The organism is Apibacter sp. B3706 (assembly GCF_011082725.1).
Lineage (GTDB): Bacteria > Bacteroidota > Bacteroidia > Flavobacteriales > Weeksellaceae > Apibacter.
Genome location: NZ_CP049715.1, coordinates 1,421,814 through 1,437,634, shown reverse-complemented (window position 1 = coordinate 1,437,634; position 15,821 = coordinate 1,421,814). Strand labels below are relative to the sequence as shown.

Genomic DNA, 15,821 nt, shown 5'->3' with positions numbered 1-15,821 from the left:
ACTGAACAAATTTTGTTCAGTTTTATTATGGTATGATTAAAAAAATCATAAATTTGCAGTACTCGTTTTCAGAAAATATTTTTAACACATATAAATGATTCAACCAGTCCATATTTTCTCGACTAGAGAAAGTGTTTCTTTAGCAGAAAAAATATCACAAAGTTATGGAATGCCCCTAGGGAAAATGAGTTTCTTTGATTTTAGTGATGGTGAATACCAACCCTGTTTAGAAGAATCGGTAAGAGGTTCCAGAGTCTTTATTATAGGGTCAACATTTCCACCGGCAGATAATTTGATGGAAATGTTGTTAATGATAGATGCAGCAAAAAGAGCATCTGCAGATAAGATAACAGCTGTAATTCCCTATTTTGGTTTAGCGCGTCAAGACAGAAAAGATAAACCTCGTGTTCCGATAGGAGCAAAATTGGTAGCCAATTTATTGACTGCTGCCGGTGCAACGCGTGTTATGACTATGGATTTACATGCTGATCAAATTCAAGGATTTTTCGAAATTCCGGTTGATCATCTATTTGCGTCTGCAATATTTATTAATTATGTAAAATCACTAAATCTAGACAACTTAACCATTGCATCTCCGGATATGGGAGGAGCAAAAAGAGCAAGAACCTATGCGGGATATTTAGATGCTGATGTGGTTATTTGTTATAAGGAAAGAAAAAAAGCCAATAATGTCGATTTTATGACTTTAATCGGTGATGTTAGAGGAAGGAATGTGATTTTAGTAGATGATATGATTGATACTGCAGGGACTTTAACTAAAGCGGCTGATATATTAATGGATGCAGGAGCAACCAGTGTACGAGCCATGGCAACACATGCTATTTTTTCAGGTGCTGCTTATGATAGAATCAACGATTCTAAATTGGAGGAAGTGATTGTAACTGATTCAATTCCTTTAAAAAATACTTTGGTAAGTAAAATAAAAGTGTTATCTTGCGCCCCTTTGTTTGGAGAAGTGATGAACTTGGTACATAACAGAGAATCAATAAGTAAAAAATTTATAATGTAAATATTATATGAAATCAATTACAATTCAAGGAGAAAAAAGAGAAAGCGTAGGTAAAAATTCTTCAAAAGCCTTACGTAATGCTGAAAAAGTTCCTTGTGTTGTTTATGGAGAAAAAAATGTAATCCATTTTTCTACTAAAGAAAGAAGCTTTACTGATTTAGTTTATACTCCTGAAGCACACACAGTTACTTTGGAAATAGATGGAGAAAAAATAGATGCTATTTTGCAAGATCTACAATTTCATCCGGTAACAGATAAGATAATCCATGCTGATTTTTATCAAATAAATCCGGAAAAATATGTTACTATGGAAGTACCTGTGGTAATAACCGGTAGAGCAAAAGGAGTTGTTAGAGGAGGTGTATTACGTATTAACTTAAGAAAACTTAGAGTTAAAGCCCTTCCAGCAAATTTACCGGATGAAATTGTTATAGATGTAACTTCTTTAGATGTTGGTAATAAATTTGAAGTATCTAAAGTTGAATTAAAAGATTACCAAATATTGCATCCGGCTAATACTGTAATTGCAGCTGTGAAAACATCTAGAAATGTTAAGGCTGCTTCTGCAGATGACGAATCAGAAAACTAATACTCATAAAGTTTTCGAAATTAATTTAGAATCTATAGTATTCTATATAAATCAAAATAAAAGCTGTTCAAAACGAACAGCTTTTTTATTTTTTATAAAATATAACTAATTTATTATAATTAAAAAGTTTATCACTTTTTTAATTTTAAATTATTGTTTTTTCTTTATTCCTAGTGAGCATAATTATTGAAATGATTCCCATTATAATCATTAACACCATTTGTAAACTGTGAGCAAGTATTGCATAAGAATAGCCAATATCTTTGCCTTCATCTAGAGATTTTCCGGATTGTAAATATAAAGCCGAAAACCCGATCATCATTGCAAGGTGAAAAGCACCTATGCCTCCCGAGGCAGGTACTAACATGCCTAAAGTTCCTACGGCTAAAATATAAAAGCCTGTTTGAACAGGTAAAGAAGAAGTTTCTGGCAAGGCAAAAACTACAAGATAAGAAGCAAAAAAATAACATATCCATATTCCGAAGGACAATAAAATAAACTTCACTCTTTGTTTTAATTTAAAAACTGAAACTAATCCGTCAATAATTCCTTTTATGAAAAATACTATTTTTTTAATAATTGATAATTGAAGCAATTTTTTTCTGAATACATACATTAGAATACAGCATAATAAAATTACGACTAGTATAGAAATATAAAGTGTGTAATTTTTTTCATCAGGATTATTCGTTTTATTCTTACTTAGTAATTCAAAAAAAGACAGTAATGTTGAATAATTAAAAACTAAAGCTAAAAGAATAAAAAATAACATAAAAAATAAGTCGATAATTCTTTCAGTAACGATAGTCCCAAATGAATTGGTAAAAGGTACTTTTTCTACGGTTTGTAAAGCAGTTGCTCTTCCTATTTCTCCCATTCTTGGAATTCCTAAGTTTAAAAAATACCCAAATGAAAGAGCCCATAAAGCATTTGAATTTTTAATTTTATAGCCCATGGGTTCTAAAAGTAAATTCCATCGGACAGCTCTGATCCAATAAGCCCCTAAACCGAAGATAGCAGCCATGCTTATCCAAAAATAGTTTGCTTTTTTTACGGTTGATATGGTTTTTTCTACAAAATCACCACCTAAGCTTTTAGAAACTAAATACATTAGTCCACCGGCAATTATAACAGATATACAAACCGTAAGGGTATTTTTTAATTTTTTATTCATGAATTCAATGTATTATTCAGACCAAAATTATAATTAATCGTATAATCTCCAAAATCAAAAAATTTAAAAATATATAAAATATAAATAGTTAAAAAATTGTAATAATTAAACATAAATTTAATGAATTTATAATTAATATATTATAATTTAAATAATTAGTTAAGATTATAAGATACAATATTATTTAAATAAAGATAAAGTATTTATAATTTATAAATAAATAATGTAGTAGTTTTTTAATGGTTTGTAATGATATAATTAATTTTACTCTTTATCTTATTTGAATGTTATCAATCAAACGGATGTCTCCGGCATGGACTGCTATAAAAGCCCTATAGTGTTTAGAGGGGTCAAAAGACTGAGCCGTTTGTAGTGATTCTTCTTCAGTTATAGTAAAATATTCCAATTTTAAATCTGAATTGAGATACAATTTTTCAATTTTGCAAATCACATTTTCAGGAGCATAATGCGAAGATAATTCTTTAGCTTTAAGTAATGATTGATATATAAATAATGATTTTTTCTTAAATTCCTCAGTAAGCCTCATATTACGTGAACTCATAGCTAATCCGTTGGATTCACGAATGATTGGCATTCCTAAAATTTCGACAGGCAATTGTAAGGTTTTGACCATTTGGCGAATAATTTGTAACTGTTGAAAATCCTTTTCACCAAAATAGGCTCTGGTAGGCTGAACTTGTAATAACAAACGCTTTACAACCGTTGCCATACCTTGGAAATGACCCGGGCGAAAAGCTCCTTCCATAACAACATCCAATCCGTTCATATCTATTGATTCACATTCCAATCCATTTGGGTATAAATCTTCAACGCTTGGTAAGTATAATGCATCGCAACCGACACTTTCCAATTTTGCAATGTCTGCTTCTTCCGTTCGAGGGTATTTAATCAAATCCGCTTGATTATTAAATTGCGTAGGATTTACAAAAATGCTGCCTATAGTATATTGATTATCTTCAATAGCTTTTTTAAAAAGAGAAAGGTGGCCTTCGTGAAGTGCACCCATAGTAGGAACAAATCCTAAAGTTAATTTTTTAGCGTGGATATATTGAATGAAATCAAATAATTCATTTCTGGTTTTTAATAATAACATACTTTAGATTTAAGTGACGAATGTCATGGTTTAAAATGCAAACTTACTACAGTTTGATTAATTTTTTGTAACTTTGTTAAATTATAATCAGCCTTCAATTTATAATGAGTTCAAAAAGAATACTTCACGTTACTTCAGAATTAGTACCATACTTTGACGAAAATCCGATTTCATCAGGAGTTTACAATTTAGCCAAACAAATGTTTGCACAAGGAAATGATGTTAGAATCTTTATGCCTAGATTCGGGCAAATAAATGAAAGAAGATTTCAGCTTCACGAAGTAATCAGGCTATCAGGTATGAATTTGATTATAAATGACCTAGATCAGCCATTGGTTATTAAAGTAGCTTCACTTCCGGGAGAAAGGATGCAAGTTTATTTCATTGAAAATCATGAATATTTCAAAAGAAAATCTCCCTATAAAGATGAAGCAAATGAATGGTTTGAAGATAATGATGAAAGGGCTGTTTTCTTTACCAAAGGGGTTTTAGAAACAATAAAAAAATTAAATTGGATACCCGATATCATTCATTTACATGGATGGATGGCCAGCTTTTTACCAATCTATTTGAAAACTAATTATGCTAATGATGCATTCTTCAGTGATATAAAAGTGATCACATCGGTTTATAACCAAGGAAGTAACGGGATTTTCAGCAATAATCTTAAAGATATTTTGGAATTTGATAATATAGATACAAGTAAATTAAATTACTTAACTGATAACAAATACGTAAGTATTATCAAAGAAGCCATGAAAGGATCCGACACTATTGTAAAAGGCGAAGAAGTTTTAATTGACGAATTGGAAGACATGTTTAAACAATCAAGCAATCCTAAATTTGATTTTATTCAAAATGAAGATGTCAAAGAAATTTATCACGTCACCAGCGAAATAAAGATCCAAGAGTAAAACAACTATGAAAATATTTAAGTCTCAAGTAAAGTTATTAGCTCTAACTTTACTTCCAACCTTTTTTTTATTAAGTTGTGAAAACGATACAACAGATATTGGAGCTAATCTAATACCTGATAAATTAGAAGGAAATAAAACATTTGTTGATCTGGTTGCGTATAATATTTCTAACAACGATACTATTCGAGCAGATTATAACACTCTAGGAAGTGGTTTGATCGGTATTTATGAAGATAATACTTTTGGGAAATCAAAAGCCTCTTTTAATATTCAAGTAAGACTAAGTACAGCCGATGAAATCAAAGGGACTATCCAGCAAGTCGATTCTGTTGTGTTAAGCCTCAATCCGGCATTCAATTCCTCTTCTTACAAAGAAAAGAAAATCATTCTTAATCCCGGAAGTACCAGTGGTGTCGATACTATAAAATACGTTAAAAAATATACATTAGCTTCCTATTTAGGTAAAGCAGGTAATTCCATGGAAGTTAATGTAAATAGGATTAATACATTTTTGGAATCAACCTCTTCTAAGTTTTATTCCAATAAAACAGTTGATGTTGGCGATAAATTAGGAAATGCACTGTTAGGTGATTCACTGACCAGTATATCGGTAAAAACAAGTGATGGAAAAGTTATTTCAGAACCTACTGCTGCCGGATATAGAATAAAATTAGATCCCGATTATTTCTACCAATATTTTTTCAGTAAAAAAGGAAGCGCAGATATTAGTGATAATTCACGATTTATTCAGTATTTTAAAGGAATTAAAATACAACCGGTCGATGAAAATTCTAAATTCATGTTCAATTTCCCGGTAAGCAAAATGACCTTAATTGCTTATTATAGATATAAAGATCAATCATCAGATAATTTTACACCTGCAACTTATTCATTTACCATGAATTCGGCCTATAATTCAATGGTAGGAGAATATAACTTTTATAATCGTAATACTGCCAGTTCACAATTTAAGCAGCAAATGCAGAATCCGAATAAGCAGTTAGGTGAATCTATTTTATTTTTACAAGGTATGGGAGGGCCTTCCATTCATCTTAAATTAGATGATTCACAATTAGAAGCAATAAAAGATTCGGTACAAAATCACAATTGGGCTATTACCGGAGCAAAATTGAAATTTTATCTTACCGAAAATGTGCAGTCAAAACCTGATTATATATATGGATATAATTATACACAAAAGAAGTTTTTGCCTGATTTAACTTTTTATTCCGGTCTAGCGGGTTATTTCTTTAATCCAAAGTACGATTTTGAAACTAATCCCCAATATTATACACTGAATGTAACCAAACAAATCAAAGATATTGTAGAAAAAAATAAACCTAATGATGAAATACTTGTAGAAATGGGTAATTTTATAACTCGTTCTACCAACAGTAACGAATATTTAGGATATTCAAAGACGACAAGAGCTTATGAACCTTTCCGATTAACTTTTTATGGTAATAAAAATTCAGGAGATAAAAAATTAAGATTAGAAATATTGTATACCAAAAATTAAATATATATTTAATATAAAAAAATATAAAAACATTAAATTATGTGTGGAATAACTGGATATATTGGAAATAAAAAAGCCTTACCCATAATATTAAACGGTCTAAAAAGGTTAGAATATAGAGGTTATGATAGTGCGGGCATAGTTTTAAATGAAAACGGAGCCTTTGAATTAAGAAAAACAAAAGGTTCAGTATCCGATTTAATAGCTAAATGTAAAGATTTAAACTCAGAAGCAACCGTAGGAATAGGCCATACAAGATGGGCTACCCATGGAGTTCCCAGTGATATAAATGCACACCCTCATATATCAAATAACGGAAAATTAGCAATTATTCACAACGGTATTATTGAGAATTATGGAACTTTAAAAATAATGCTTACCTCTAAAGGATATACATTTAAAAGTGAAACCGATACAGAAGTATTAGTGAACTTGATACAGTATATGCAAGAGACACAAAACGTAGATTTATCAACAGCTGTCAGATATGCTTTAAATGAAGTTGTAGGTGCTTATTCCATAGCAGTTATGGAAGTAGATCAACCGCAAGAAATCGTAGTAGCAAGATTAAGTAGTCCTTTAGCAATAGGTATAGGTGAAAATGAATACTTCGTAGCATCAGATGCCTCTCCTTTCATTGAATTTACCAATGAAGTCGTTTATCTTGAAGACGGAGAAATGGCGACCATAACTCTAAAAGGAGTAGATGTATATAAAATAAAAGATAATTCTAAAGTAAATCCACAAATTCATGAACTAAAAACGAGTTTAGAGAAGATTGAAAAAGGAGGTTATGAACATTTCATGCTAAAAGAAATCCATGAACAACCCAGATCTATTATGGATACCATGCGTGGAAGGCTATTAGTAGATGAAGACATAATTCAAATGGCGGGAATATGGGATTATCAAGAAAAATTTTTAAATGCAGAAAGGATAATAATTATTTCATGTGGAACTTCTTGGCATGCTGGTTTGGTTGGAGAATATCTTATTGAAGATTTAGCCAGAATACCAGTAGAAGTAGAATATGCCTCTGAATTTAGATACAGAAATCCGATAATAACAGATAAAGATATTGTTATTGCAATATCTCAATCAGGAGAAACAGCAGATTCAATTGCTGCATTAAAATTAGCAAAAGAAAAAGGGGCATTTATTTATGGTATTTGTAATGTTATCGACTCTTCAATAGCACGTTTAACTGATGCCGGTTCCTATACTCATGCAGGACCGGAAATTGGTGTTGCTTCCACCAAAGCATTTACTGCTCAACTTGCCCTTTTGGCAATGATAGCACTTAAATTAGCTAAACATAAAGGTACTATAAGTAAAGAGCGATTCAATAGTCTAATCATAGAGTTGGAGACTATACCGGAAAGGGTAGCAGAAGTGATTAAAAATACAGAAAATCAAATTAAAAAGATTGCAGAGCAATACGTTGGAGCAGGAAACTTCTTATATTTAGGTAGAGGTTATAATTATCCTATCGCCTTAGAAGGTGCTTTAAAATTAAAAGAAATATCCTATATCCATGCAGAAGGATATCCGGCAGCAGAAATGAAACACGGACCTATAGCTTTAATTGATGAAAATATGCCGGTTGTTGTCATTGCACCTAAAAAAGGATATTATGAAAAGATTGTAAGTAATATACAGGAAATTAATTCAAGAAAAGGAAAAGTAATTGCAATTGTTACCCAAGGCGATACCGTAGTTAAAGATATGGTAACCGAATCCATTGAAATTCCTGATGTTTCAGAATGCTTTACACCGCTATTATCCGTTATACCTTTACAATTGTTAGCATATTACATAGCTGTATTGCGAGGGGTTAATGTAGATCAGCCTAGAAATTTAGCAAAATCTGTTACCGTTGAATAAACACTAGATCATGAATTATTAAATATATAAAAGACTTGATTACCAAGTCTTTTTTTATTAGAAAAAAGAATGGATTATCGATATATATTCAACAAAAATCATAAAAATTCAGTAACTTTAAAATTAAAAATACGCATAAAAATAGATTAATTTTACAAAAAATAATAAATTATGAATAAAAAAGTAATCTTAATGATTCTGGATGGATGGGGAATAGCCACAGATAAAAGTGTATCTGCTATTGACCATGCTCATACACCTTTTATGGACAGCTGTTTTCAAAAATATTCCAATACCACCTTAGTAACTTATGGATTGGATGTTGGATTACCTAAAGGTCAAATGGGAAATTCAGAAGTTGGGCATATGAATTTAGGTGCAGGAAGAGTGGTTTATCAAAATTTGACGAAGATAAATTTAGCCGTAGAAAACGGAACCTTAGGAAATGAAGAAGAATTAAAAAAAGCATTTGAGTATGCTAAACAAAATAATAAACCGGTACACTTCATCGGGTTAGTATCCAACGGAGGTGTTCACTCACATATAAGCCATTTAAAAGCACTAGTAGAAGCGGCAAACTCTTCGAATGTGCCTAATGTTTTTGTACACGCTTTTACCGATGGGAGAGATTGCGATCCGCAAAGTGGTAAAGGTTTTATAAAAGATACGATCGAATTTTGCAAAGATAACAATGCAAAATTAGCTTCTATTGTAGGCAGATACTATGCTATGGATAGAGACAAACGTTGGGAAAGAGTTAAAATAGCATATGATGTAATGGTAAATGCTGAAGGAAATAAAACAGAAGATCCTTTACAAGCTATACAGCAATCGTATGAAGACGGAATTACCGATGAATTTCTTATGCCTATCGTTGTAACTGAAAATAATAATCCGGTAGCCAAAATACAAGAAGGAGATGTGGTGATCTGTTTTAATTTCCGTACCGACAGACCGAGAGAAATAGTGGATGTTTTATCTCAACATGACCATCCGGAAGTTGGAATTAAAAAATTGGATTTATATTTCGTTACTATGACGGAATATGATGAAACATTCAAAAACATTCATGTCATATTCAAAGAAGATACGATTAAAAATACAATCGGTGAAGTGATAGCAAATGCTGCTCTAAAACAAATCAGAATTGCCGAAACCGAAAAGTATCCACATGTGACATTCTTTTTTTCAGGAGGAGAAGAAAAAGTATTTGAAAATGAAAAAAGAATTTTAGCCCCATCTCCTAAAGATGTGCCAACATATGATTTAAAACCACAAATGGCTGCATATGATATAAGAGATGCTATTATTCCCGAATTAGAAAAAAAAGAAGTGGATTTTGTATGCCTCAATTTTGCCAATGCGGATATGGTAGGTCATACCGGAGTATTTGAAGCAGCAGTTAAAGCAGCAGAAGTAGTAGATGAATGTGCCGGAGATATTTGTAAAGCAGCGTTAGAAAATGGATATACAACTCTGATTATTGCAGATCACGGAAATTCTGATAAAATGAAGAACGAAGACGGCTCACCTAATACTCAACATACTACTAATTTAGTCCCTTTAATTGTAGTTGATAATCAAAAATACAATTTAAAACAAGGTAAACTAGGAGATATAGCTCCTACCATTTTAACATTAATGGGCTTACCTATTCCATCAGAAATGACAGGAAATGTTTTAATTGAGAAATAATTAGGAAAAATTTAAATTATAAAAAAAGAGATATTTATAATATCTCTTTTTTTATTGTTATAAATAGTTGCTAAAATATAGAACAGTATGAGAATTAATTTCCGTTTATTTTTATTAAATAGAGATAAAGTTTGTCAAAATAGGACTATTTATTTTTAACAAGCATTTAACTAATGTAAAAATACTATCTACTTTCAAATACGTAAATTTGTAAAATTTGAAAAATTCACTAAAAATCATTATTATTATGTCATTTAGAGCACGATTAGAGGTAGCCGGAAGAAAATATAATATTATAAATGTAAATTATTCATTAGCGCAAGAAACAGATCCAACCGGGCGACCATCAGCACAAATTAGAGGAGGAAGAATTGAGATAACTCTAAGATCAACTAATGAAACTCGTTTTTTTGAATGGATGACTAATAGCTATGAAAAGAAAAATGGCAAAGTAGTCTTTACAAAAAAGGATTCTAACACCCCCTTAAAAGAATTAAATTTTACAGACGGTTATGTAGTAAAATATAAAGAAAAATTTGATTCCTTAGGATTAGGTAGATCCTCGATTACAGAAACATTTACCATATCAGCAAAGGCTATAAGTATGGGATTAGGGGAACATGTCAATGAATGGATAGGATAAAATCCATGCTTATTTTATACATATACAAATAAAAAAAAGCAAATCAATAAGCCGGATTTTGTCATTTTCATTACTGAAAAGCCTTGTTATTTATCTAGAATAAGAATTACTCCTTATTTCAATCTGCTTACCCCCCGGCATCGGACGGATAGCCCTTATCAATCCGGTATACATAGCATTGCACCTCACAGAGTTTACCTGATTTCACTACAGCCGAACTGTACTTCCTTTCTGTTGCACTGGTCCTCATCTTACGATGGACGGGCATTACCCGCTGTGATATCCTTTGGTGTCCGGACTTTCCTCTTCTATAAAAAATAGAAGCAACAAGGTTGATTTGCTTTTTACAAAATTACGATATTTTTCAATATTCAAAAATGGACTTAAAATATTAGTTGTTTATATTTGCTTTTAAATTTAGGAATGAATGGATTTAGACGAATTACTGGAAGGTAAAATATTTTTAATAGATAAGCCGTTAGATTGGACTTCATTTGATATAGTAAATAAAATTAAATGGAAAATAAAAAAGCAATTTAATTTAAAGAAAATCAAAGTAGGTCATGCGGGAACATTAGATCCCAAAGCAACCGGTTTATTAATTGTATGCGTTGGTAAAGCAACCAAACAAATACAACAAATTCAAGATGCATCCAAGATCTATTCCGGAGAAATTAAATTAGGAGTAGAAACTCCTTCCTATGACCTAGAAACAGAAGAGTTTAATCCCAAAGAATACAATCATTTAAAAATTAAAGATATTGAAGAGGCAGTACAGGATTTCATAGGGGAATCCATTAGTCAAAAACCTCCGGTATTTTCTGCTTTAAAAAAAGATGGGAAAAGATTGTATGAATTTGCAAGGAAAGGAATAGCTATTGAAGTTCCCTCTCGTGAAATTTCCATTTACGATTTTAAAATCACTAACATTAATCTGCCTTATGTGGAATTTTTAGTCCATTGCAGTAAAGGGACCTATATCCGTTCATTAGCTCACGATTTTGGACAAAGCTTAGGAGTTGGAGGGTATTTGACTAAATTGCGAAGAGAGAAAATTGGAGATTATGATGTCAAAGATTCAGATAATTCCATAATAACTTAACTTAACTTTTTGATAGTAAAGTCGATTTATTTTATCGTGCAATAACAACTTCAATACCTAAATCTTCGAATCTTTCAACATCTCTTTTTTTAATGCCTTCATCGGTAATTAAGACATGTATTTTATCCAAATCAGTTATTTTACCAAATCCCCTTTTACTAATTTTAGTAGAATCTGCTAAAACAATAACCTTTTCGGAATTTTGAATCATCAATTGATTCATTTTAGCCTCCATAGTACTTGAAGTAGAAAGTCCAAAATCAAAATCGACCCCATCGCCGCCAATAAAAAGTTTACTGCAAGAATAATTACTGATCATTAATTCCGCATAAGGCCCCATAACAGACCCGGACTTAGTTCGAACGTCTCCTCCCAGTTGTATTACATCAAAATTTGGATTACCGTATAATAGCATAGCCGATTTTAAAGAAGAGGTAAGAATGGTTAACTTAGTATAATTATTTTCAATTACCTGAGCAACCATCTGTGTGGTAGTTCCTGATGAAATCGTAATAAAATCATTATCTTCAATAAAATTAAGAGCCGCTTTGGCTATTTTTGATTTCTCTTCAACCTGTAGCGTTTCCTTTTTATTAACATGTCTTTCCTTAACAATAAAAGATTCTCGAGTTGCTCCGCCGTGGGTTCTGTATAATTTACCGATCTTCTCCAGATGAGTCAAATCTTTTCTAATGGTAACGGCAGACACATTTAATTTTTTACATAATTCAGTTACAGAAACATAATGATTGAAATTTAATTCTTCTAAAATTTCCTGTTGTCTTATATTATTTATGTTATTGTTCTTCATAGGTAGATATATAATGACATGGATGAAATTAAATGTAATACTTTATGATTCAAATTTACGAAAATATTTGAATTGTCAGAAGAATGTAACATAATTAGTTTCGATATTGAAAATAATTAAATTAATATATAAATAATTGTCAATCAATAACAAAGATAATAAGTTAATTCTATTTAACCTATTTTTATACTAAAATTATTTTAATATTTATAAAAAAAAATTTTGTTTTATTATTGTTTAGTTTCGATTTAGTAAATACATTTGTTACGTTTTAATTATATAAAACACGAAGCTCAAAAAAATAAAATTACAAATCAAAACTAAATTAAAGATTATGGATTCAGTCATTGCAACAAAATTTATAGGAGAATTACTAGGTTCTTTTTCATTAATTGCCTTAGGATGTGGGATTAGCATGAATCTTACCTTAGACAAATCATACGGAGAAGGTAATAAGGCAGCATTAAGCGGGCCACTTGGCTGGGGTTTTGCTGTAGCTATGTCGGTAATTATTTCTTCACCATTTGATACGGGTGGGCATTTCAATCCGGCAGTTACCATAGCACAATGGGCTGCAGGAGTTTTAGATCCTAAATTTGTTCTTCCGTATATAATAGCACAATTTATCGGTTGTTTTTTAGGGGCTCTACTTGTTTCTTTTGTATATAGAGGTCATTTAACTGCTACTTCCTCAGATTCAAGTAAACTTTTAAGCGTTTTTGCAACCAATGCATCTATTAGAAAAAATAACTCAATTCAGAATTTCTCGGCTGAAGCAATAGGTACTTTTTTCTTAGTATTTATAGGACTATCCATGAGTGCTAATCACGGAGGAGTAATTATTGAAAATTCAACAGGTATTCCTCAATTTACTCATTCGATGGTAGGATTTGGATCTTTAGGAGCATTACCTGCCGGATTTATGATATTTGCAATCGGTATGGCTTACGGAGGGGTTACCGGATGGTCTTTAAACCCTGCCAGAGATCTAATGCCTAGATTAGTTCATCAAATCCTCCCTTTAAAAGGCAAAGGAGATAGTGATTGGGGATATGGAGTTGTGTACGCTTCCATTGCTCCAATAGTAGGGGGATTACTTGCTGCAGGACTGTACTTATTAGTTAAAGATTATTTTAATTAAAATAAAAACCTGACAATATGTTTTAAAACAATCAAATCAATTATAAAACCATAAAAAATAAAAAAATGAAATTTTTCATTGATACAGCAGATTTAGAGCAAATTAAAAAAGCTCAGGATCTAGGAGTTCTTGATGGAGTTACCACAAATCCCTCCATTATGGCAAAAGTTGGAATAACCGGAAAGGACAGCATATATGCTCATTATAAAGCAATATGTGAAATCGTAAATGGAGATGTAAGTGCAGAAGTACTTTCAACCGATTACGAAGGAATCATTAAAGAAGGAAAAGAATTAGCAGAAATTGATAAGCAAATAACTGTTAAAGTTCCTATGATCCATGATGGGATAAGAGCCATTAAATATTTTTCAAGTAAAGGAATTAAAACTAATTGTACCTTAGTTTTCTCACCCGGTCAGGCACTTCTTGCGGCAAAAGCAGGAGCTACCTATGTATCTCCCTTTATAGGAAGATTAGATGATATATCAACAGACAGTTTAAACCTGATAGCTGAAATAAGAGAAATATACGATAACTACGGTTATTCTACCCAAATACTAGCCGCATCCATACGATCTTCCATGCACATTATCAATTGTGCGAAAATAGGAGCAGATGTGATTACTTCTCCTTTAGCTCCCATACTTGATTTACTAAAACACCCATTAACAGATATTGGATTAGCCAAGTTTTTAGAAGACTCTAAAAAACTTTAAAACTTAATAAGAGACCATATCAATCACAAACCACAAAAAATAAAAAATAAAATGTCTAAAGAAAGCATTAAATCAGCTTTAAAACAAGCTACTGAAACAAAGTTTCTAGAAATAGAATCCAATATCTTAAAGGATGTACCGCAAATATTTAAGGAACAATTTCCCGGAAAAAAAGCAATTATTATAGCAGATCCTAATACCTATAGAGTAGCAGGAAAAAAAGTTCATGAAGCATTACAAAAAGCCGGATTGGAAGGAGAAGAACCGTATATTTTAGATGATCCTAATTTATATGCAGATTATATATTTGTAGAGAAAATAAGAGATTATTTAAAAGATAAAGCCGTAACACCTATTGCGGTTGGTTCAGGAGTTATAAACGATCTTACGAAACGAGCAAGTTCCGAACTAAAACGACCGTATATGTGTGTTGCTACTGCCGCATCCATGGATGGATATTCTTCGGCAGGAGCATCCATAACCAACAAAGGAGCAAAAATCACTCATGCCTGTGAAGCACCTAAAGCTTTAGTAGCTGATATTGATATTATTGCTGATGCTCCCCCTTTGATGACCGCTTCCGGATATGCCGATTTATATGCTAAAGTAGTATCCGGAGCAGATTGGATTTTAGCTGCAGAATTAGCCGATCCCAATCATCCTAAAAAAGGTATTGAGCCCATGACTAGTGCATGGAATATAGTACAAGATGGACTGGCTGAGGCATTGCAAGATCCGACAGGAGCAAAAAATGGAAATCCAAAAGCTATTGAATTATTAACAGAAGGATTAATGCTAGGCGGTTTCGCCATGCAATCCATGGAATCATGGGGGGCAGGGGTAAGCCGTCCGGCATCCGGTTCAGAACATCAATTCAGCCATCTTTGGGATATGGAGCATCACACCTTCAAAGGAGAAATGGCTAAAAAATTCGGTTTATATCCTAATCAAGATGAACAAGCCCCTTCTCATGGATTTAAAGTAGGCATTGGCACATTGGCAATTACCGCTTTGTATGAAGTAATGTTAAAAGAATCTATAGATCGGCTTGATGTTGAAGCGGCAGTTGAAAAATGGCCGACCCTGGAAGCTCAATTAAAAGAGATAGACGAAATGTTTGCAGGGACAGAAATACATCCCTTTGCTGTTGCCCAAACTACAGATAAATACGTTACCAAAGAGGAATTAAGGGAGCAGTTAAATAAAATTAAAAAGAATTGGCCGCAATTAAAAGAAAAACTAAGAAATCAAGTTATACCTTTTGAGGAAACAAAAAAACGATTGGCAGCCGTAGGAGCACCTGTTGAACCGGAAGAAATCGGTATTACCAGAAAAAGACTCAAAGATAGTTTTTACAGAGCACATAAAATCCGAAGCAGATATACAATTTTAGACTTTGCTTACAGAGCAGGATATTTTGATCAATGGATTGAAGAATTATTCAGCGAAAAAGGAGCATTAAAAGGAAAATAAATTAAAAGGATAT

Annotated in this window: 14 protein-coding genes and 1 other RNA gene; 11 read left to right on the top strand and 4 right to left on the bottom strand. The window is 31.9% G+C overall.

Going from position 1 to position 15,821, the window contains the following annotated elements:
• Positions 1–94 precede the first annotated feature (94 nt).
• Together G8C41_RS06455 and G8C41_RS06450 are read left to right on the top strand one after the other, a co-directional pair.
• The gene (locus G8C41_RS06455; protein WP_105296944.1) at positions 95–1,030 is read left to right on the top strand and encodes a ribose-phosphate pyrophosphokinase; all 936 of its coding nucleotides are present in this window, start codon (positions 95–97) and stop codon (positions 1,028–1,030) included.
• 7 nt (positions 1,031–1,037) lie between these two features.
• Positions 1,038–1,619, top strand: a complete 582-nt coding sequence (locus G8C41_RS06450; RefSeq protein WP_166006779.1) for a 50S ribosomal protein L25/general stress protein Ctc — start codon at positions 1,038–1,040, stop codon at positions 1,617–1,619.
• Between the two features lie 145 nt (positions 1,620–1,764).
• Here the strand turns inward: G8C41_RS06450 and G8C41_RS06445 are convergent, their stop codons facing one another.
• Both G8C41_RS06445 and panC read right to left on the bottom strand, forming a co-directional pair.
• Entirely contained in the window at positions 1,765–2,793 is a 1,029-nt protein-coding gene (locus G8C41_RS06445; protein ID WP_166006777.1) for a lysylphosphatidylglycerol synthase transmembrane domain-containing protein, read from the bottom strand.
• A gap of 271 nt (positions 2,794–3,064) precedes the next feature.
• Positions 3,065–3,907, bottom strand: a complete 843-nt coding sequence (panC, locus tag G8C41_RS06440; RefSeq protein ID WP_166006775.1) for a pantoate--beta-alanine ligase — start codon at positions 3,905–3,907, stop codon at positions 3,065–3,067.
• A gap of 104 nt (positions 3,908–4,011) precedes the next feature.
• Here panC and G8C41_RS06435 point away from each other — a divergent pair, with 104 nt between their 5' ends.
• The 5 genes from G8C41_RS06435 to tssD all read left to right on the top strand — a co-directional run bounded on the left by G8C41_RS06435 (position 4,012) and on the right by tssD (position 10,565).
• Positions 4,012–4,821, top strand: a complete 810-nt coding sequence (locus tag G8C41_RS06435; protein WP_160543046.1) for a glycogen/starch synthase — start codon at positions 4,012–4,014, stop codon at positions 4,819–4,821.
• Positions 4,822–4,828: 7 nt separating this feature from the next.
• Entirely contained in the window at positions 4,829–6,343 is a 1,515-nt protein-coding gene (locus G8C41_RS06430; protein WP_166006773.1) for a DUF4270 family protein, read from the top strand.
• 39 nt (positions 6,344–6,382) lie between these two features.
• Positions 6,383–8,227 (top strand): glutamine--fructose-6-phosphate transaminase (isomerizing), encoded by a 1,845-nt coding sequence (glmS, locus tag G8C41_RS06425; RefSeq protein ID WP_166006771.1) that lies wholly within the window; start codon positions 6,383–6,385, stop codon positions 8,225–8,227.
• A 171-nt stretch (positions 8,228–8,398) separates the two neighbouring features.
• Positions 8,399–9,922, top strand: a complete 1,524-nt coding sequence (gene gpmI, locus G8C41_RS06420) for a 2,3-bisphosphoglycerate-independent phosphoglycerate mutase (RefSeq protein WP_160568239.1) — start codon at positions 8,399–8,401, stop codon at positions 9,920–9,922.
• Between the two features lie 247 nt (positions 9,923–10,169).
• A complete protein-coding gene (gene tssD / locus G8C41_RS06415) occupies positions 10,170–10,565 on the top strand; it encodes a type VI secretion system tube protein TssD (protein WP_160543050.1) in 396 nt (131 codons plus the stop codon).
• 31 nt (positions 10,566–10,596) lie between these two features.
• Here tssD and rnpB read toward each other — a convergent pair.
• Positions 10,597–10,909, bottom strand: an RNA gene (gene rnpB, locus G8C41_RS06410) — RNase P RNA component class A.
• Between the two features lie 83 nt (positions 10,910–10,992).
• Here rnpB and truB point away from each other — a divergent pair.
• Entirely contained in the window at positions 10,993–11,667 is a 675-nt protein-coding gene (gene truB / locus G8C41_RS06405; RefSeq protein WP_160568236.1) for a tRNA pseudouridine(55) synthase TruB, read from the top strand.
• Positions 11,668–11,698: 31 nt separating this feature from the next.
• On the opposite strand, the gene G8C41_RS06400 is transcribed toward truB, so the two are convergent.
• The gene (locus tag G8C41_RS06400; RefSeq protein WP_105296954.1) at positions 11,699–12,478 is read right to left on the bottom strand and encodes a DeoR/GlpR family DNA-binding transcription regulator; all 780 of its coding nucleotides are present in this window, start codon (positions 12,476–12,478) and stop codon (positions 11,699–11,701) included.
• Positions 12,479–12,812: 334 nt separating this feature from the next.
• Between G8C41_RS06400 and G8C41_RS06395 the strand changes: the two genes are divergently transcribed.
• The 3 genes from G8C41_RS06395 to G8C41_RS06385 all read left to right on the top strand — a co-directional run bounded on the left by G8C41_RS06395 (position 12,813) and on the right by G8C41_RS06385 (position 15,808).
• On the top strand, positions 12,813–13,619 hold the full coding sequence (locus G8C41_RS06395) for an MIP/aquaporin family protein (protein ID WP_221411720.1): 807 nt from the start codon (positions 12,813–12,815) through the stop codon (positions 13,617–13,619).
• A gap of 65 nt (positions 13,620–13,684) precedes the next feature.
• On the top strand, positions 13,685–14,335 hold the full coding sequence (fsa, locus tag G8C41_RS06390) for a fructose-6-phosphate aldolase (protein WP_166006769.1): 651 nt from the start codon (positions 13,685–13,687) through the stop codon (positions 14,333–14,335).
• A gap of 51 nt (positions 14,336–14,386) precedes the next feature.
• Positions 14,387–15,808 carry a sn-glycerol-1-phosphate dehydrogenase gene (locus G8C41_RS06385; protein WP_166006767.1) on the top strand — a complete coding sequence of 474 codons (1,422 nt, stop codon included), beginning with the start codon at positions 14,387–14,389 and terminating at the stop codon, positions 15,806–15,808.
• Positions 15,809–15,821 lie beyond the last annotated feature (13 nt).